At 46.4% G+C, this 18,924-nt stretch carries 14 protein-coding genes, 1 tRNA gene and 1 other annotated feature; of the genes, 13 read left to right on the forward strand and 2 right to left on the reverse strand.

What is annotated here, in order from left to right; translation table 11 throughout:
• Positions 1-70: 70 nt before the first annotated feature.
• Both QUA40_RS22710 and QUA40_RS22715 read left to right on the forward strand, forming a co-directional pair.
• On the forward strand, positions 71-808 hold the full coding sequence (locus QUA40_RS22710; RefSeq protein ID WP_333130039.1) for a type IIL restriction-modification enzyme MmeI: 738 nt from the start codon (positions 71-73) through the stop codon (positions 806-808).
• A 124-nt stretch (positions 809-932) separates the two neighbouring features.
• Complete coding sequence (locus tag QUA40_RS22715) at positions 933-1,088, forward strand: hypothetical protein (RefSeq protein ID WP_333130041.1); 156 nt, start codon at positions 933-935, stop codon at positions 1,086-1,088.
• Positions 1,089-1,912: 824 nt separating this feature from the next.
• Here the strand turns inward: QUA40_RS22715 and QUA40_RS22720 are convergent.
• Positions 1,913-3,022 carry an alpha/beta hydrolase gene (locus tag QUA40_RS22720; protein ID WP_333130043.1) on the reverse strand — a complete coding sequence of 370 codons (1,110 nt, stop codon included), beginning with the start codon at positions 3,020-3,022 and terminating at the stop codon, positions 1,913-1,915.
• 154 nt (positions 3,023-3,176) lie between these two features.
• Between QUA40_RS22720 and QUA40_RS22725 the strand changes: the two genes are divergently transcribed.
• Both QUA40_RS22725 and QUA40_RS22730 read left to right on the forward strand, forming a co-directional pair.
• Entirely contained in the window at positions 3,177-8,048 is a 4,872-nt protein-coding gene (locus QUA40_RS22725) for an amino acid adenylation domain-containing protein (protein WP_333130045.1), read from the forward strand.
• A gap of 151 nt (positions 8,049-8,199) precedes the next feature.
• On the forward strand, positions 8,200-12,273 hold the full coding sequence (locus QUA40_RS22730) for an amino acid adenylation domain-containing protein (RefSeq protein ID WP_333130047.1): 4,074 nt from the start codon (positions 8,200-8,202) through the stop codon (positions 12,271-12,273).
• Between the two features lie 239 nt (positions 12,274-12,512).
• Here the strand turns inward: QUA40_RS22730 and QUA40_RS22735 are convergent, their stop codons facing one another.
• A complete protein-coding gene (locus QUA40_RS22735; protein ID WP_333130050.1) occupies positions 12,513-13,892 on the reverse strand; it encodes an inorganic phosphate transporter in 1,380 nt (459 codons plus the stop codon).
• 67 nt (positions 13,893-13,959) lie between these two features.
• Between QUA40_RS22735 and rplS the strand changes: the two genes are divergently transcribed.
• The 9 genes from rplS (at position 13,960) to rplL (ending at position 18,592) form a co-directional block, all read left to right on the forward strand.
• Positions 13,960-14,343 carry a 50S ribosomal protein L19 gene (gene rplS, locus QUA40_RS22740; protein WP_333130053.1) on the forward strand — a complete coding sequence of 128 codons (384 nt, stop codon included), beginning with the start codon at positions 13,960-13,962 and terminating at the stop codon, positions 14,341-14,343.
• A gap of 133 nt (positions 14,344-14,476) precedes the next feature.
• Positions 14,477-14,549, forward strand: a tRNA-Trp gene (locus QUA40_RS22745).
• On the forward strand, positions 14,520-14,729 hold the full coding sequence (locus QUA40_RS22750; RefSeq protein ID WP_333054361.1) for a hypothetical protein: 210 nt from the start codon (positions 14,520-14,522) through the stop codon (positions 14,727-14,729). The genes QUA40_RS22745 and QUA40_RS22750 overlap by 30 nt, the downstream gene beginning before the upstream one ends.
• 151 nt (positions 14,730-14,880) lie before the next feature.
• Positions 14,881-15,114, forward strand: coding sequence for a preprotein translocase subunit SecE (secE, locus tag QUA40_RS22755; RefSeq protein ID WP_333130055.1), 234 nt, complete (start codon positions 14,881-14,883; stop codon positions 15,112-15,114).
• On the forward strand, positions 15,111-15,749 hold the full coding sequence (gene nusG, locus QUA40_RS22760; RefSeq protein ID WP_332953948.1) for a transcription termination/antitermination protein NusG: 639 nt from the start codon (positions 15,111-15,113) through the stop codon (positions 15,747-15,749). The genes secE and nusG overlap by 4 nt, the downstream gene beginning before the upstream one ends.
• Before the next feature lie 3 nt (positions 15,750-15,752).
• On the forward strand, positions 15,753-16,178 hold the full coding sequence (rplK, locus tag QUA40_RS22765; RefSeq protein WP_006635588.1) for a 50S ribosomal protein L11: 426 nt from the start codon (positions 15,753-15,755) through the stop codon (positions 16,176-16,178).
• A 219-nt stretch (positions 16,179-16,397) separates the two neighbouring features.
• The gene (rplA, locus tag QUA40_RS22770; protein ID WP_333130057.1) at positions 16,398-17,111 is read left to right on the forward strand and encodes a 50S ribosomal protein L1; all 714 of its coding nucleotides are present in this window, start codon (positions 16,398-16,400) and stop codon (positions 17,109-17,111) included.
• A gap of 109 nt (positions 17,112-17,220) precedes the next feature.
• Positions 17,221-17,394, forward strand: a sequence feature (ribosomal protein L10 leader region).
• A gap of 29 nt (positions 17,395-17,423) precedes the next feature.
• The gene (gene rplJ, locus QUA40_RS22775) at positions 17,424-18,062 is read left to right on the forward strand and encodes a 50S ribosomal protein L10 (RefSeq protein ID WP_333130059.1); all 639 of its coding nucleotides are present in this window, start codon (positions 17,424-17,426) and stop codon (positions 18,060-18,062) included.
• 137 nt (positions 18,063-18,199) lie between these two features.
• Positions 18,200-18,592 (forward strand): 50S ribosomal protein L7/L12, encoded by a 393-nt coding sequence (gene rplL, locus QUA40_RS22780; protein WP_333130062.1) that lies wholly within the window; start codon positions 18,200-18,202, stop codon positions 18,590-18,592.
• Positions 18,593-18,924 lie beyond the last annotated feature (332 nt).

The following is an 18,924-nucleotide window of genomic DNA, read 5'->3' on the forward strand; positions in this document are numbered from 1 at the left end:
GAACCTTTTTTCTTTGAGCTACCTCCGAAAATCCCCTTGACAACTGGCTTTGAGCCTTAACTTGTCACCAATGGGTGCTGATGAATTTATTAATAATCGTGAGCGTTGGTGTTTATGGCTTGGAGATTGCCCACCAAATGAATTAAAGCAAATGCCCCACGCTTTAAAAAAAGTTGAGGCTGTCAAACAATTTAGGTTAGCTAGTAAAAGTGAGCCAACGAGAAAACTAGCATCTACGCCAACTCGTTTTCATGTAGAAAATATGCCTTCAACAGATTACTTACTTGTTCCGAGGCATTCCTCAGAAAACAGAAAGTATATTCCATTTGGATTTTTTGATACCACAATTATTACTGGTGACAGTTGCTTAATTATTCCAAGTGCTGATTTATTGTTATTTGCAGTATTAAATTCTGAGATGCACATGACTTGGGTTAAGTATGTCTGTGGAAGATTAGAAAGTCGTTTTCGTTATTCCAAAGATATCGTTTACAACAATTATCCTTTCCCTGAAAATGTCAGCGACAAACAAAAGCAAAAAGTCGAAACTGCCGCACAAAAAGTATTAGATACAAGGGCAAAATATCCCGATAGCAGCCTCGCCGATCTTTACGATCCTCTCACCATGCCGCCCGATTTGGTAAAAGCCCATCAAGCCCTAGACAAAGCTGTAGACCTTTGCTATCGTCCCCAGCCCTTCGTTAGCGAACTAAATCGCATTGAGTATTTATTTAGTCTCTATGAAGCCCTAAGTGCGCCACTGTTCAAAGTCGAGAAGAAAAAGCGAAGTAGGAAAAAAGATAGTTAATAAATTCGATGATGTGGCGATCGCTATTCCTGTGAGGCGTGATTTCTAGGCGATCGCTCAAACCCAGTAAATTTATCTCAGTTTGATTATTTATCAGCATTCTAATCACTATCTTGCTCTATTCATGTATATCATACCACAGCAAGGTTTTAATGTCAAAGATGCGATGGTATTCTTTAACTCCAATGGCGATCGCATCTATTTAACAGCTAGCAGCGATCGCAGCACGAATATTCAAGGACTTTTGCAGGCGAAGGCAATACTTGAAAGTAATCAGTAAAGATTGCTGGTGATGGAGCAATTTATGGAACGAGGGGCGATGTTCCGCTACTACTCCTTGCCGATCGCGCGGCCATCTTTCCTGGACACAGTTTGACACACCTTCTATTTTTCAAAGCCAAGATTTAGAAAGCAATGCCTGATGTCTAGCTACCTAGCATCAAAATCTCATCCTTCAGAGAGGTAGCAAGCTGCTAGTTTACTGCCAACATTGGGGTGAGGTGGAGTCGATTGAAGCAAATCTCAAAGCGGCTTTAGCAAAGGTTCAAACTGAGCAGGAAGTTCAGGTAGGATAGCCTCACTTTTTTTGCGACGATCCTCCGCGCCGCCTTCTTACGATCGCGTAACCGCCCGATGGGTGCGATCGCAGCCTACTTAGTTGCAATAGCACGCTCGAATCGACTTGTAGGGTGCGTCAGACTTTGATTATGAACGGATTATCAAGGGTTTCGGATCTGACGCACCTTACTAATTGTGACACTTCCGTAAGTCCTGGCTCTTAATTTGTGCGCTGGTAGAATTTCTTTTATTGATTTGCCCAAGTAATGACAGGATGACTCAAAATGCCCGATCCAAAAATTATGAATCTTTTGAACTTGATTGATTTCAAAATTATAAAGTCCAGCTATTCCAGTGTTATCAAGACCTGATATTCTAAGCTGAGTTTATTGGTGCAGCTTCTTTTGCCTCCAGACTTTTGCAAGAGGTCTATTGTTAATTGTTGGCTGTTATTGTTGGTAAAACCCACCCCGGAGAATGAATTATTTGCTGTATTTTGGATTGGGTGGGGCAGGTTTTACCAGTGAGGTTGACGGCAGCTAAAAATCACGAAATTTCAGTGCAGAATGCCCTGACAGCTTCTGCAAACTGCTGGTTATGCTCCATTAATGCCATGTGTCCTCCTTTCTGTATAGTAACTAGCTCTGCTTGAGGCAATTCTGCTTTCATTCGCAGGCTAGCTGGGGGGGTAGTGGCGATATCTGAATCGCCGCATATTACCAACACAGGAATGTCAATTGATGGCAAAGTTTTTGTTTCGTCAAATTTGAGCATTCCCAGTGTGCCGCGAGCGAGAACGCCAGGAGAACCCAAGGCTGATAAGAAAGCTGAAAATTCTAATTGACCGCGCGTTTCAGTGCCTTTAAATCCCGATAATTCTACACTGATGTGCAGTGAACCATTGAGATAGCTCAGCCAAGTCATTCCCCACATAATCGGTTCCAGAGCTATGGTGAGATAGAGGATCGGTTGAAGCAGCGGCTTCTGCAAAGCGCGTAATAAACCGCTAAAAATAGCGGTTTTGACGGGATTAGTATAAGTCGTATCTACCAGAATTAAACCAGCTACTCGACTACCGAGAAGTTCTGGAAAAAGCCGACTGAATGTGAGAGAAATCATGCCACCCATGCTGTGTCCGAGTAGGATAACAGGTTTATTTCCTGCTATGGCAATGACGGCTTCGAGATCGCGGGCAAATTTTTCTAGGGAGTAGTCGCTGTTTTTTGGTCGAGTGGATTTTCCCAGACCTGGAAGATCCCAAACAATCACTCGGTAGCGATCGGTTAGTTGCCGTTTCACGTAATACCAAACCATACTGTTCGGGCCCCAACCATGTGAGAGGATAATCGGCTGTCCGTCCTCTGGGCCGTAGAATTCTACTTGTAAAATAGTGCCATCAGGCCTCTCTACCCGCTGCACCGTACCCGTCCGCGTCGGCTTCGGTTCGTCAGCACCCGGGCGGCGGAACAACGGCAAACTGATAAACCGGCCGCCAACAGACCAAAGAAGCATCAAGACTCCGCTGACTAAGTAGGAAATCCCTACAAGTTCGCCGATGTACCATTCGTAAATAATGTATATACCTCCGCCAAGTACGCCGATGGACAGCAGTCCCACCAGCCATAGAAACAGGAAATTGAAGGGCATGAACGGCATAAGCTGAAACCTTGGGTAGGATTTTGGTTGCGGATTCAAACAGAATCATACTCAGGTTAGGCCACAGTCGGCAAGCGGTAAGTTAAGCTCTTAATTTGTGCGCTTGTAGAATTTATTTTATTGATTTGCCCAAGTAAGGACAGGATAACTCAAAATGCCCGATCCAAAAATATCGAGTTCATCGCCAAATGCCAGAGATTCTGTCACGGTAGAGTTAGTTGAGTTTTTATCTTACCTTCGCAGTCTAGATATTAATATTTTTGTTGAGGGCGAGATCCTGCGCTGCAACGCTCCAGAAGGAATTATTACACCCGAACTGCGCGCCGAAATTTCTCAGAGAAAAGCCGAAATAATTTCATTCTTAAAAGCAGCTAATCGTACTTCTAGTTTTACTTCTACACCGATTGTTCCGATGGGGCGGGACGGAAATCAACCGCTTTCCTTTGCACAGCAGCGCTTGTGGTTTCTCGACCAATTAGTCCCGAACAATCCCTTCTATAATGTTCCCGCAGCATTGCGTTTGACAGGTTCGCTCAATTTTTCGGCGCTGCAACAAACTTTCAATGAAATTGTGCGCCGCCACGAAGCTTTACGCACGACTTTGGCCGTAGTTTCGGGGCAACCTGTTCAGAGAATAGCTGCTGCTTTCCACCTCCCGATTAATGTAGTGGACTTGCGAAACTTGCCAAAGGAATCTCGACAAACTGAAGCAAACAGGCTCACCGCCCAGGAAGCTCAACGCTCTTTCAATTTGTCCAATGACTTGTTGCTGCGAGTCACATTGTTGCAGTTAGATGATGCCGAATATTTACTAATGCTGAATATGCACCACATTGTCTCCGATGGTTGGTCTATCGGATTGCTAATTCAGGAATTAGGCGCGCTTTACACGGCATTTGCTAGCGAAAAACCTTCGCCTTTACCGGCTTTGTCGATCCAGTATGCTGATTTTGCAAAATGGCAGCGTGAATGGCTGCAAGGGGAAGTTTTAGAAACGCAGCTTGCTTACTGGAGACGGCAGTTAAACGGCATTTCTATGCTAAATTTGCCTGCGGATAGACCCAGGCCAGTAATTCAAAGTTACCGAGGTAAAAGGCAATTTTTGCAACTGCCAAAACAACTGAGCGAGGCTTTAGAAACGTTGAGCCAGCGCGAAGGAGTGACGCTGTTTATGACTATGCTGGCAGCTTTTAAAACGTTGCTTTACCATTACGCCCAGCAAGAAGATATTGTTGTAGGTTCGCCGATCGCCAATCGCAACCGCAGTGAAATAGAAGCATTAATCGGTTTTTTTGTCAACAGTTTGGTGCTGCGTACAGATTTGTCGGGAAATCCAACTTTTCGGGAACTTTTAAACCGAGTCAAAGAGGTAGCATTAGGAGCTTACGCTCACCAAGATTTGCCGTTTGAGAAGTTAGTAGAAGAACTGCACCCCGATCGCGCGTTGAACCAAAATCCCTTATTTCAGGTGGCGTTTGCGCTGCAAAACGCGCCGGGGAATCAGTTAGAATTGCCAGAATTAACACTGAGCCCGCAGCAGTTAGATGTGGGTACAGCGCGGTTTGATTTGGAGTTTCATTTGTGGGAGCGATCGCCCAACAGCTCGGGAAGCAACCAATCGCCCAGCAATAAGCTCTGGGTTGATAGCTCCGAGGGTATCAGCGGCATGGTTATTTACAGCGCCGATTTATTTGATGAAGCTACGATTACCCGCCTGATCGGGCATTTTCAAGCCTTGTTAGAAAGCATTGTGACAAATCCCGAACAGCGCATAGCAAACTTGCAATATTTGAGCGCCCAAGAGCGTTATCATTTGTTAGTTGAATGCAACAACACTCAGGCAGATTATCCGCAAGATTTGTGCATCCATCAGCTATTTGAAATGCAGGCGGATCGGACACCGGATGCGATCGCGCTGGTATTTGGAGAGGAGCGAGTTACCTATCGAGAGCTAAATCTCCGCAGCAACCAACTAGCACGTTATCTGCAAAAAATTGGGGTTGGGGCGGAAGTTTTAGTCGGGCTTTGCTGCGGGCGATCGCTCGATATGATCGTGGGGATGTTGGGTATCCTGAAAGCGGGAGGAGCTTACTTAATTTTAGATCCAAGCTATCCTGCTGAGCGATCAAGCTTTATGCTAAAAGATGCTCAATTATCTGTTGTGTTAACTCAGCAGCAATGGGTAGAGAATTTGCGCTCGCCCAATTTACAGATAGTTTGTTTAGACAAAGATTGGGAGATGATTTCCCAAGAAATCGCCGACAATCCCACCAGCGCAGTCACAGCCGAAAATCGGGTTTACGCGATTTACACCTCCGGTTCCACGGGAAAGCCGAAAGGAGTGGAAATTGAGCACGGGAGCTTGTTAAATCTCGTTTTTTGGCATCAAAGAGAGTTTGGGGTGTCAGCGGGCGATCGAGCCACGCAAATTGCTGCGATCGGCTTTGATGCTTGCGGGTGGGAAATTTGGCCTTATCTCGCCGCGGGAGCTAGCATCTACTTTCCAGAAGATGACATCAGGCGAGATCCTGAAAAACTGCAAAACTGGTTAGTATCAAAAGCCATCACCATTAGCTTTTTGCCAACACCTTTAGCCGAGAAAGTTTTGCTATTAGATTGGCCTCCAACAACAGCGTTGCGAATCTTGCTCGCAGGCGGCGAAAAACTGCAACAACATCCTTTAAAATCCCATCCATTTAAGCTAGTAAATAATTACGGCCCAACCGAAAACACCGTCGTCACAACTTCCGGTTATATTCCTGTAACAGAGCAAACAGACATCGCCCCGACAATTGGCCGCCCCATTGCTAACACTCAAATCTACATATTAGACAAATATTTGCAGCCCGTACCAATGGGGGTTGTTGGCGAATTGTACATCGGCGGAAACGGACTCGCTCGCGGCTACCTCAACCGCCCAGATTTAACCGCACAAAGCTTTATTGTCAATCCTTTTAAACCAAATTCAGGAGAGCGAATTTACAAAACCGGCGACTTAGTGCGCTACAGAGGCGATCGCAACCTTGAATTTTTAGGACGCATTGACGAACAAGTAAAAATTCGCGGTTTCCGCATCGAATTAGGAGAAATCGAGACAGTATTAACTCAACATCCGGCCGTGCAGCAAACTGTAGCAATAGCTTCGGAAGATGGACAGGGAGATAAACGTTTAGTAGCTTATATTGCCCTGAATCCAGAATATAGCGTTGCCCGCGAAAAAAACCAAATAATGCAATTGCAGGAAGAACAGGTCTTGCAGTGGCAAATGCTCTACAATGAAACTTACAATCAACCTGCTGTTGACTCAGATCCAACCTTTAACATTGTCGGCTGGAATAGCAGTTATACTAATCAGCCAATCCCAGCAGAACAGGTGCGCGACTGGGCGAACAATCAAGCCGCCCAAATTTTAGCTTTGCAGCCGAGCCGAGTGTTAGAAATTGGCTGCGGCACAGGTTTGTTGCTGTTCCAAATTGCGCCTCGCTGCACTCAATATTGCGGCACCGACTTTTCACCTATTTCGCTCAACTATATTCAGCAGCATTTGGCAAATCAACAGTTAGCTAATGTAACGCTGCTTCAGAAAATGGCGACTGACTTTGAAGGAGTAGAGACAGCAGCTTTTGACGCCGTAATTCTCAACTCTGTCGTACAATATTTCCCGACTATCGACTATCTCGTGCAGGTGCTAGAAGGTGCGGTGAAAGCAACTGCTCCCGGCGGCTTTATATTCATCGGAGATGTCCGCAGCTTGCCGTTGCTGGCAGCTTTCCACACTTCGGTACAACTGTATCAAGCCGAACCTTCTCTCGCTGGGGAACAGTTGCAGCAGCGAGTACAAATGCAAATTTTTCAAGAAACAGAGTTAGTTATTGAACCAGAGTTTTTTAGCGCATTAAAACACTGCTTTCCGCAGATTTGCGGCGTAGAAATTCAATTAATTCGCGGTAGTTATCACAATGAGTTAACTGATTTTCGGTACAATGCGATTCTGCATATTGCGCCGGAGAAAGATCCCCCCAACCCCCCTTACGAAGGGGGGCTAAGAAGTGTCTCTAACTTTTATGACAAAACAGAGCTTCAGAACCCCCCTTTTCAAGGGGGGCAGGGGGGATCAAAACGACTGGATTGGTCTGCTCAAAATCAGAATCTCACTGTTACCAAGGTGCAGCAAATATTATTGCAAAATCAACTCGATGTTTTAAGAATTGCTAATGTGCCTAATTCGCGGGTAATGGCAGCAGTTAAGGCGGCAGAATTGCTGTCTGTTGTGGATAAATTTTCCACAGCAGGTCAGTTGCAGAAAGCTGTGGAAAAACTCGATGATTTAGGAGTAGATCCCGAAGCGTGGTATGCTTTGGAAGTTCCGTATAATGTTAATATTAGTTGGTCTAGTTCCGACAGTCAAGGGCGCTACGATGTAGTGTTTGCACGGGGCGAAACTAGAGATTTTGTGCGAGAAACCAGAAGCGATAAGTTGCGTCCTTGGCGCTCTTATGCTAACAATCCCTTACAAGCTAAAGCAGCGCGGAAATTAGTGCCACAGTTGCAGGCTTATCTAGCAGAAAAACTGCCGGAATATATGGTTCCGTCGGCTTTTGTGGTGCTGGAGTCGCTACCGGTGACGGCTAACGGAAAGGTCGATCGCCTCGCTTTGCCTGCACCGGAGCCGATTAAGTTAGAATGGGCTGGCGGTTATGTTGCGCCTCATACTTCTATTGAGGAAGTTTTAGTGAAAATTTGGGTTGAGGTTTTGGGGATAAAGCGAGTGGGTATCCGCGACAATTTCTTTGAATTGGGAGGCCATTCGCTGCTGGCGACTCAGCTTGTTTCTAGAGTGCGAGATGCTTTCGGGGTAGAGTTGCCTTTGCGCCGCGTTTTTGAAGCACCGACAATTGCAGAATTGTCTAAGATTGTGGAGAGTTTAAAAGATAAGAATGCGAAAAGTGATGCTCCGGCTTTAGTGCCGATTTCGCGCGATAGTCGGCGGCGGAAGCTATCGTCTTTTAATAGACCTCTTGCATAAATTTTTGAGCAATCAAGAAACCGCAGATATAAGGCAGATTAACACAGATTAACGCAGATGATTTCAAGAGAGTTTGTGAATGAGTGTAAGAGATATAATCTAGAAAGTTAATAACAATGATGCTGTTGAACAGGGTGCAATTTCGATAAATATGCAGCAAGAAACAGAAGTTTTTGTCTTCCCGGCATCGTTCGCTCAGCAGCGGCTATGGTTCCTCAATCAATTAGCACCGGGCAATCCTTTCTACAATGTTTCAACAGCGCTCCGCTTAACAGGTTCGCTCAACTTAATATCCTTAGAGCAAACCTTCAATGAAATTGTGCAGCGGCACGAAACTTTACGCACCACTTTTACGCTTTTGGAAGGGGAACTCGTACAAGTTATTGCTCCCATTTTAACCGTATCGCTCCCCACAATCGACTTACAAAATCTCTCGCCAAATCAGCAGGAAACCGCAGCGCTGCAACTCGCAACCGATGCAGCGCAATGCCCTTTCGATTTAGCCGCTGGGCCGTTATTTAAAGTAACGCTGTTACAACTCAGTGAAACAGAACATATATTGTTGCTGAATTTACATCATATTGTGGCTGATGGTTGGTCGATTGGAGTGCTAATTCGAGAGCTGGGAACGCTCTACACAGCATTTGTAAAAAATGGGATCTCGCACTTACCAGCACTGCCCGTGCAGTACGCCGACTTTGCAGAGTGGCAGCACCAATGGTTGCAGGGCGAAGTATTAGAAACCCAGTTAGCTTATTGGCGGCAGCAGTTAAACGGAATTACCACACTCAATCTACCAACAGACAGGCAAAGACCAGCCGTTCCATCCTACCGCGGCGCTAAACAATTTATAACACTATCACCTGCTTTGAGCGAGGCGCTAAAGTCATTGAGCCAGCAAGAAAGCGCGACTTTATTTATCACTCTACTAGCCGCTTTTCAAACTTTGCTGTACCGCTATACAGGACAAGTAGATATTGCAGTAGGAACGCCGATCGCCAATCGCAACCTGAGCGAAATAGAAGCATTAATCGGTTTTTTTGTCAATAGTTTAGTGCTGCGTGCAGATTTATCAGGAAACCCAACTTTTCGGGAACTATTGCATCGGGTAAAAAACGTCGCAATGGCAGCCTACGCCCACCAAGATTTGCCCTTCGAGAAGTTGGTTGAGGAATTACACCCCGATCGCGAGTTGAGCCGCAACCCCCTATTTCAAGTTAGTTTCAGCCTGCAAAACACTCCTGTAGCAGCGCTAGAATTGCCGGGAATTGCTGGAGAGGCGATCGACTTTGACGCAGGAACCGCCAAGCTAGATTTAGAGTGCCACTTGTGGGAAAATGCAGGAAGTCTTCAAGGGCAATTTGTCTACAGCACAGATTTATTTGATAGCGGCACAATTGCGCGGATGGCGGGACATTTCCAAACCCTGCTTGAAGCCATTGTTGCCAATCCCAAACACCGCCTCAGCGACTTGGCTTTGCTGACAGCGCCAGAATACCAGCAATTATTAATCGATTGGAATGACACTCAGAAAGATTATCCGCAAAACCAGTGTTTCCATCAGCTATTTGAAGAGCGAGTCGAGCTCGCGCCCGATGCTGTAGCCGCCGTCTTTGAAAACCAGCAGTTAACCTACCGCCAACTCAACAGCCAAGCCAACCAACTTGCACATTACTTGCAGCAATTGGGAGCAGCACCAGAAATTTTAGTGGGCCTTTGTGTAGAACGTTCCTTAGATGCGATCGTCGGATTGCTAGGCATTATCAAAGCAGGCGCAGCCTACCTGCCTTTAGATCCAACTTATCCTCAAGAGCGCCTTAAGTTCATGTTAGAAGATGCTCAGGTGTCGATTTTGGTAACTCAGCAGCACTTAGCAAAAAACTTGACGCAGCCGGAAAATTACGGAGTTTTTTCAGTAGTGTGTTTGGACTCCGACAGAGAAATTATCGCCCGACAAAGCCCAGAAAATCCAACTACAAATATCATACCACAAAACCTAGCCTACGTCATTTACACATCTGGTTCAACTGGCAAACCCAAAGGCGTTTTAATCGAACATCGGGGACTGTACAACTTAGCCCTAGCTCAAATTGAAGCTTTTAACTTAAACTCAAATCACCGCATTTTGCAATTCGCCTCCCTGAGTTTTGATGCCTCAATATTTGAAATTGTCATGGCATTAGGAACCGGAGCAACACTTTACTGTGCCAAGAAAGAATCTTTGTTGCCCGGACAAACATTAATCCAATTTTTGCAGGACAATGCTATTACCCATGCTACCCTCCCGCCCTCGCTGCTAGCTGTCCTTCCAAACGCCGAACTTCCTGCACTGCAAACAATCATCTGTGCTGGCGAATCCTGTTCCTCGGATATTGTTAAACGCTGGGCTTCTAGGCGCAGATTTTTTAACGCTTACGGCCCTACAGAAGCGACAGTCTGGTCAAGTTTTGCCAAAATTGGCGATTCCCTGCCGGATAGCTTCGCTTCACGCAAAAAACCGCCCATCGGCCGCCCAATAGCTAACACTCAACTCTATATTTTAGATGAAAATTTACAGCCTGTACCAGTTGGAATTCCCGGTGAATTGTACATCGGCGGCAGCGGATTGGCGCGAGGCTACCTGAACCGCCCCGAATTAACCGCCCAGCGATTTATTGCTAATCCGTTTAGCCAGAAAGCAGGAGAACGAATTTATAAAACGGGTGACTTAGCTCGCTATTTTCCCGACGGCAATATTGAGTTTTTAGGCCGCACTGACGAACAGGTAAAAATTCGTGGTTATCGAATAGAATTGGGAGAAATTGAAGCGCTGCTGGTTCAGCATCCAGCAGTCAAAGAAACAGCGGCGGTTGCTGCGGATGATTTGTCGGGCAACAAACGCCTAGTTGCTTATGTCGTCCCCAATCACAATCAGACCCTTAATCCCGGGGAAATACGCAATTTCCTCAAACAACAACTGCCCAATTACATGATTCCCAGTGCTTTTGTGGCGATCGACTTTCTGCCCCTCACCCCCAACGGCAAAATCGATCGCCTGCGCCTACAAGCATCGGCAAATATCACTAGCAAATCAACAGATCAAAGCTGCATTGCACCTCGCACGCCAACCGAGTCAACCCTCGCCCAAATTTGGTCAGAAATCCTAAATGCCGAACCCGTTGGTATTCACGACAACTTCTTCGATTTGGGTGGAGATTCCCTGCTGGCAATCCGCCTTATTAATGAGATTAACCAGCAATTTCAGCGCGAATTGCCGCTATCTGCTCTTTTTTTAAATCCGACAATTGAAGGTTTAGCAGATTCGCTATCTTCAGGAACAAATTCTCTGGAATGGTCGCCTTTAGTTGCAATTAAGCCTCGCGGTAAAAATCCCCCGTTGTTCTGCGTCCACCCCATCTTTGGCGTCGTATTTCCTTATGTCGAGTTAGCATTTCAGCTAGGAGAAAATCAACCATTTTACGGGCTGCAACCAAAGGGGATTGACGGCGAAAGTTCTCCGTTAACTAGCATTGAAGACATGGCGGCTGACTACATCGCAGCCTTGCGTACCGTTCAACCAAAAGGGCCTTATTTTTTAGGAGGCTGGTCTTTTGGAGGTTTGGTTGCTTTTGAGATGGCTCAACAGTTGCTCGCAGCGGGGGATGAAGTGGCTTTACTTGCTGTGCTGGATACTTTAGCGCCGGTTTCTGCTAACAAACCTTCTTTTTGGGACGGTTGCAAGTTTATTCTGATTACTGTTTCTCGCTCTATCTGGCCTTTTGTAGTAGATTATTGTCGCTTGGTGGCTGCTGCGGAAAATGTTGAAAGTGGCGGTATTGCTGCCAAATTCCCCAAATTAAATAAGATGCTTAATTGGGCAGCTAATTTTTTGCATCGCTGGAATTGGAAACAGGCCGTTATGGTTAGCATCCTATCTCAGGAGTCAAAAAAACACAACTGGCGCGAGCTGGCAATTCCTTCGATGTTTACTGTATTTCAGGCTAATAGTCAAGCAACTCTCAGCTATGTACCGAAAATTTATCCGCAGCGAATTACTCTGTTTAGATCGAGGGAACAGCTAAGCATGAGTAATCAAGATCCGACTCTTGGCTGGAGTGAATTAACGACGGAAAAAGTAGAGGTGATTAGAGTTCCTGGGAATCATCTTACTATGTTGAGAAAGCCAGGGGTCGAGGTGCTGGCTCAACAGCTAAAGCATTGCTTGGAGAAAGAATTAAGTGATTGAGTAGCCCGCGTGCTGGTGTGCCGCAACCGGGTTTGATGTGCGAAAGCACTATTAGTCCTGAATCTGATCTTCATCTGCGCGAATCAGCGTCCATCCATTGTCATCTGCGGTTTACATTCTCTTTTTTTAACCGCAGATGAGGGCAGATAAACACAGATTAACGCAGATGAGTTAGATCAATTCCGGTTGCACCATCCATCCGTGATTGTTGACTGATGACTGTTCTGAAATGCCTCAATCTAAAATCTAAAATCTAAAATTGATTGCGCGATGCTGAAAATGCTAGCACCCAAAACTGCTGCGATCGGAATTGTCACCAGCCAAGCCGAACCAATTGACAGCAAAGTTTGCAAGCGTACTGTTTTCCAAGCTTTGATCAGCCCGACTCCGACGACTGCACCCACTAAAGCGTGGGATGTGGAAACTGGCAAACCGAAGCGGGATGCTAGCAAGACTGTGGTGGCTGTGGCTAATTCCGCGCAAAATCCGCCGCTTGGTTGCAGTTCGATGATTTTTTCGCCGACTGTTGCAATTACATTTTTGCCCCAGATGGCTAAACCGATGACTATTCCTGCGCCTCCGACGACTAAAATCCACAGGGGAACGCTGAAATCTTCTGAGGGAAAGGAACCTGTGCGCCGGATGTAGGCGATCGCAGCTAGGGGAGCAACTGCATTTCCTACGTCGTTGGAACCGTGAGCAAATGCTACAAAACAGGCGCTCAAGACTTGAAATCTCGCCATTTGTTGCTCGATGAGAGTGTGGGGGAGTGTCGGAGTGGGGGAGGATTTTGTACTTGGGCCGAATCCCTTATCCCCTTTTGCTTCTTCCTTTTTCCTTCTTTCTTCTTGCTTCTCAACTGATTCTAATTTTTTCCAGCTATTGAGTGTGAGGCCGATCGCCCCAATACTCCCAATGCCAATGACAAAATCGTGAATTGGCAGATTCCAGCCAAATCGATCGTGCGCCGCGGCGATCGCGCCTGTCTGCACCAAAGCCACATCCACAACAGACGGCAGTACAATTATCCCAAATACGCTCAGCAGTGCTGCACTCAGCCAAGGTATCCACTCGCGCATTTGAGATAGAGGATCTGGCCGATCGAGAATCGAATACTTCACCACACTGTAAAATAGTGCTGCTAAAGCACCGCTAGCAACAGGTGTCGCCACCCAAGTTAGGGAGATGGTGCCGATGGTTCGCCAATCAACTGCATTAATTCCGGCTGCAACACAGCTAAAACCCGCGATCGCGCCCACCACCGCATGGGATGAAGAAACGGGCAAACCTCGACTGGTAGCGATTTGCAGCCATATCCCGCAAGCTATCAGCACTGACACCATCCCGATTAAAAATACTTGCGGTTGGGCAGCGAACACTTGTGCATTCACAACTCCTGTTGCCAGAGTTTCGGAAACTCCTTGGCCGAACAGCACTGCGCCGGAAAACTCCAGTATGCCTGCAACAATTATTGCCTGCCGCAGCGTTAGCGCCTTCGAGCCTACCGATGTCCCCATCGAGTTAGCGACATCGTTTGCCCCCAAGTTGGCGGCGACGTAGAAGGCGAGTGCAGCCATTGCCCCCAGTTGCAGAAATACGACCCCAGAGGTATCTAACATAGAAATTTTTTGACATAAAACGGGCATTGCGATATATGATAAGGGATTGTGAGTTTTGGTAAATCCCATGAAAGGCGCAGAAATAATCCGTTCCATCGAAACGGAAGAAATAAATAGAGTCAAGCAAGAACTTAATAAACAACTCCCCGAAATTTACGTGGGCGACACAGTGCGCGTCGGCGTAAGAATTAAAGAGGGTTCTAAAGAACGGGTTCAGCCCTACGAAGGGACTGTGATTGCCATGCGTAACGGCGGGATTAATGAAACAATCACCGTTCGCCGCGTGTTTCAGGGCGTCGGCGTGGAACGGGTGTTTTTGATTCACTCGCCCCGCATCGCTACGATCCAAGTGATGCGCCGCGGGAAAGTCCGCAGAGCAAAACTTTACTACCTGCGCGATCGGGTGGGCAAAGCTACTCGTGTCAAACAGCGGTTCGATCGCTCCCTGTAGGAATGCACCCTGCTTACCCTTGGTTCATGGTTCATGGGAAATTAAAAAATTTCAAAAAAAGTTTCCCATTTACGAGCGCACTGTGTTAAAATAGAAATCTAGAGGTTAAGCGAATTTCAGCAACCTCACCTGTGCGCTCTTAGTTCAGTTGGTAGAACGCAGGTCTCCAAAACCTGATGTCGGGGGTTCAAGTCCTCCAGGGCGCGCTGAATCACCAAACTTTAAATTCTGCCCGAAAGCGCCCGGATTATTGGCTGGCAACAGTCAAAACCGCAAACTTTCGGGTAGAATTAATTTTTGTGGGCGGTTCGCAAAAAATGCCATCAACAAATGCTCGGTGTGGCTTCTCGATCATCGGTTTCGGCGATCGGCATTTACGCCGTTGATTGGTTGGGCTTGTAAAAAAGTGATGGCTTTGGATGTGGGATTTTGGACTGGGGCGTAAGTGGTTAGTGTCAAAAAATCAGAGAGCCGCGGGCCACTCACACCATCTAAAATCTAAAATCTAAAATCTAAACTCGCAAGGGGGATTGAATCGTGGCGAAAAAAGACGAAGCTCAAGAAACTCAAGAAATAACGGCGCCTGGGTTTAATCCTACGGGCTTTTTTAAGGAAACTAGAGAAGAACTCGACAAAGTGGTTTGGCCGAGCCGGCAGCAGTTAATCAGCGAGTCTTTGGCCGTGCTTTTGATGGTAATCCTCTCAGCAAGCCTGATCTATTTTGTGGATAATTTCTTTAACTGGGGCGCGGGAAAGGTGTTTGGGCCATGACTTTTGCATCAGAAGAATCTGAGTATTCCACAGAAGCGACGGGACAGGCAGCATCGCCAGATGTGCCGGAGATTGATGCTCGCTGGTATGCTGTTCAAGTGGCCTCTGGCTGCGAAAAGCGCGTGAAGGCAAACTTGCAGCAGCGGATTCAAACTTTGGATGTTGCTGATCGCATCGTTCAAGTCGAAATTCCGCAAACTCCGGCGATCAAAGTCGGCAAAGACGGTTCCAGGCGGCAGTCAGATGAAAAAATCTTTCCCGGCTACGTACTCATCCGTATGTTTATGGACGAGGATACGTGGCAGGTGATCAAGAATACCCCGAATGTAATTAACTTTGTCGGGGCCGAGCAGAAACGCCGCTACGGGCGCGGCAGGGGTCACGTCAAACCGCTACCTCTGAGTCATTCGGAAGTAGAACGGATCTTCAGAAACGCTCAGGAATCAGAACCAGTTGTCAAAGTATCGATGTCTGCTGGAGACCACGTTGTGGTACTTTCCGGGCCATTTAAGGATTTTGAAGGTGATGTGATTGAAGTTAGCCCGGAACGAAACAAGCTCAAAGTTTTACTCTCGATTTTTGGGCGCGATACGCCTGTAGAATTGGAGTTCAATCAGGTTCAGAAACAGAACTAACTAATGGCAAAGAAAGTTGTTGCAGTAATTAAGTTGGCGATTACGGCGGGAAAAGCCAACCCAGCTCCTCCTATCGGCCCAGCTCTGGGTCAGCACGGCGTCAATATTATGATGTTTTGCAAGGAGTACAATGCTAGAACCGCAGACCAAGCGGGTCTGGTGGTTCCGGTAGAAATTTCGGTTTTTGAAGACCGCAGTTTTACGTTTATTCTCAAAACCCCGCCGGCGTCGGTTTTGATTCAAAAAGCGGCTGGCATTGCTAAGGGTTCGGGAGAACCTAATCGCAAGCAAGTAGGGACGATTACACAGGCTCAGTTACGAGAAATCGCTGAAACGAAAATGCCTGACCTTAACGCTAATGATGTTGAGGCTGCTATGAAAATTGTGGCAGGAACGGCTAAAAATATGGGCGTGGCGATCGCGGATTGAAGTCAGTTGTCAGTTGTCAGTTGACAGTTGACAGTTGTCAGTAATTCAGGATTTTGAAGCTAAAATCTTCAAGTTCACATCGTAAGTCCTAAGTCGATTCAGGGGGAGAAGCAAAGCTTCGCTAGGAATCGCAAATGTTTTAGATTAGTAATGAGCTAAACAGTTCAATCTAAAATCTAAAATCCAAAATCTAAAATCGACTGACCCCAATAAACAAAAATGGCAAAGAAAGTATCGCGAAGACTGCAAGAACTTCAAAAGAAAGTTGAAGAGAGACCTTATCTACCGCTGGAAGCTCTGCAACTTTTGAAAGAAACAGCAACCGCTAAGTTTGGCGAATCTGCTGAAGCTCATATCCGTTTGGGAATTGACCCGAAATATACTGACCAACAGTTGCGGACAACTGTATCGCTACCAAAAGGAACTGGTCAAGTAGTCAGAATTGCGGTGATTGCTAAGGGCGAAAAAGTTAAAGAAGCTCTCAATGCCGGCGCGGATATTGCTGGTTCGGAAGAGTTGATCGAGGAAATTCAGAAGGGCATGATGGACTTCGATTGCCTGATTGCTACCCCAGACGTGATGCCGTTGGTGGCAAAATTGGGTCGGTTATTGGGCCCGCGCGGTTTGATGCCTTCTCCGAAAGGTGGCACGGTGACGACTGACATTGCTCAGGCGATCAACGAGTTTAAAGGTGGTAAGATGGAATTCCGTGCCGATAAAACTGGCATCGTTCATGTTATGTTTGGCAAGGCAGCTTTCTCAGCGGAAGATTTGCTGGTCAACCTTCATGCTTTGCAAGAAACTGTTGACCGCAACCGTCCTTCTGGTGCTAAAGGTCGCTACTGGCGCAGTTTGTACGTATCCGCAACAATGGGCCCATCGATCGAAGTCGATATCAGTGCCCTGCGCGATACCAAACTTGATGCTGCCTAGAAAGAATTAAGCAGAAGGCAGAAGGTAAAAGACAGCTTCGGCTGTCTGTGTAAATCTCTCACAAGACTTACGCCAGACCCTTGCTCATCTCTGCCTTCTGATGATAGCCTAATCAAAAATCAATAAGCTGAAGACCGCAGGTGCCGATCGCTTAATTTCCTGCCGAGGCTGAAGAAATAAAAACTCAAGACTCAAAGATTAGAAAATTTCTATTTTTTAATTCTGACTTGTTAATTTTTAATTCTCTGCCCCGGCTCGAAGGTCGGGGTTTTTGACGGGCAGTTTTCGATCCTAAAAGGAGGTGAAATAAGTATGGGCAAAAGTTTAGCAGTAAAAAATGAGATTATTGCAGACCTCAAGCAAACCTTGAGCGAATCTCAACTGGCGATCGTGATTGACTACACGGGCTTAACTGTTGCTGAAATCACAGATTTGCGTCGGCGTTTGCGTCCGAAAGGCAGCAGTTGCCAAGTGGCAAAAAACACGCTGATGCGAATTGCTGTTGAAGGCAACGAAACCTGGCAGCCGATACAAGAATTGCTGACAGGTACGTCGGCGTTTGTGTTCGTGCAAGAAGATATTGGCGGCGCGATTAAAGCTTACCAAGAATTCCAAAAAGTCTCTAAGAAGACTGAACTTCGCGGCGGCGTGATGGAAGGACGGGTACTGAAAGAAGCTGATGTTAAAGCATTAGCTGATCTGCCGTCGAAAGAACAACTCATGGCTCAAATTGCTGGCGCTATCAACGGTGTCGCAACCAAGTTGGCTGTGGGTATCAATCAAGTTCCTACTTCGATCGCTCGCGGTCTTAAAGCTTATGCTGAAAAAGACGGCGATTCCGCAGAAGTAGAAGCAGAAGCACAAGCACAACCTGAAGTAGAACCTCAAGCAGAAGCAGCAGTAGAAGCACAAGCACAACCTGAAGCAGAAGCAGAAGGCGCATCGGCGTAAGTCATTAGTAATTAGTCGTGAGTTATGAGTCGTTAGTTTTGAGAAACAAACTGATGATTCGAGACGAGAGACTAATAATTAATGAGCAATCGAAAATCTCAAATTCCAAATCTACAATCGAACTAGGAGTTCAAAAAATGTCTACAGCAACTGACGAAATCTTGGATAAACTTAAGTCTCTGACTTTGCTCGAAGCTTCTGAATTGGTCAAGCAAATTGAAGAAGCTTTCGGCGTCAGCGCTGCTGCTCCTGTAGGTGGCATGATGATGATGCCCGGTATGGGTGGCGGAGCCCCTGCTGAAGAAGTAGAAGTACAAACTGAGTTCAGCGTAATTCTGGAAGAAGTTCCTGCTGACAAGAAAATCGCAATTCTCAAGGAAGTCCGGGCGATTACCGGTCTGGGCTTGAAGGAAGCGAAAGACTTGGTAGAAGCCGCACCGAAGGCAGTTAAGGAAGCTATTGCTAAGGAAGCTGCTGAAGAAATGAAGAAACAGCTTGAAGCTGTGGGCGCAAAGATTGCTATCAAGTAGTCAGAGAATGTAGTTGATATCAATTTCGGTGAAACCGGAATGATGGTTAACAGTTAACCGTTAACATTTAACTGTTGACTGTTAACTATTCCCTAAAATTAATCGCGCGATAGTTACATCTGTCGCGCGATTAATTATTTTTGGCGTAGGGAAACGGCAATGCCGTGTCCTCTTAGATTAGACTTCTTGCAAAAGTCCTTTTAAGCAAATTTTCGGACGGGCTCTCCGGCCCAGCTATTTTTGCAAGAGGTCTATTTTAGGGCTTGCTGAATATATCGATCGCACTTGAGGTAGCCTGGGTTTTGAGCGCGCGATCGAGAATAAAGTGCAAG

The organism is Microcoleus sp. Pol11C3, from assembly GCF_036701485.1.
Classification (GTDB): Bacteria; Cyanobacteriota; Cyanobacteriia; order Cyanobacteriales; family Microcoleaceae; genus Microcoleus.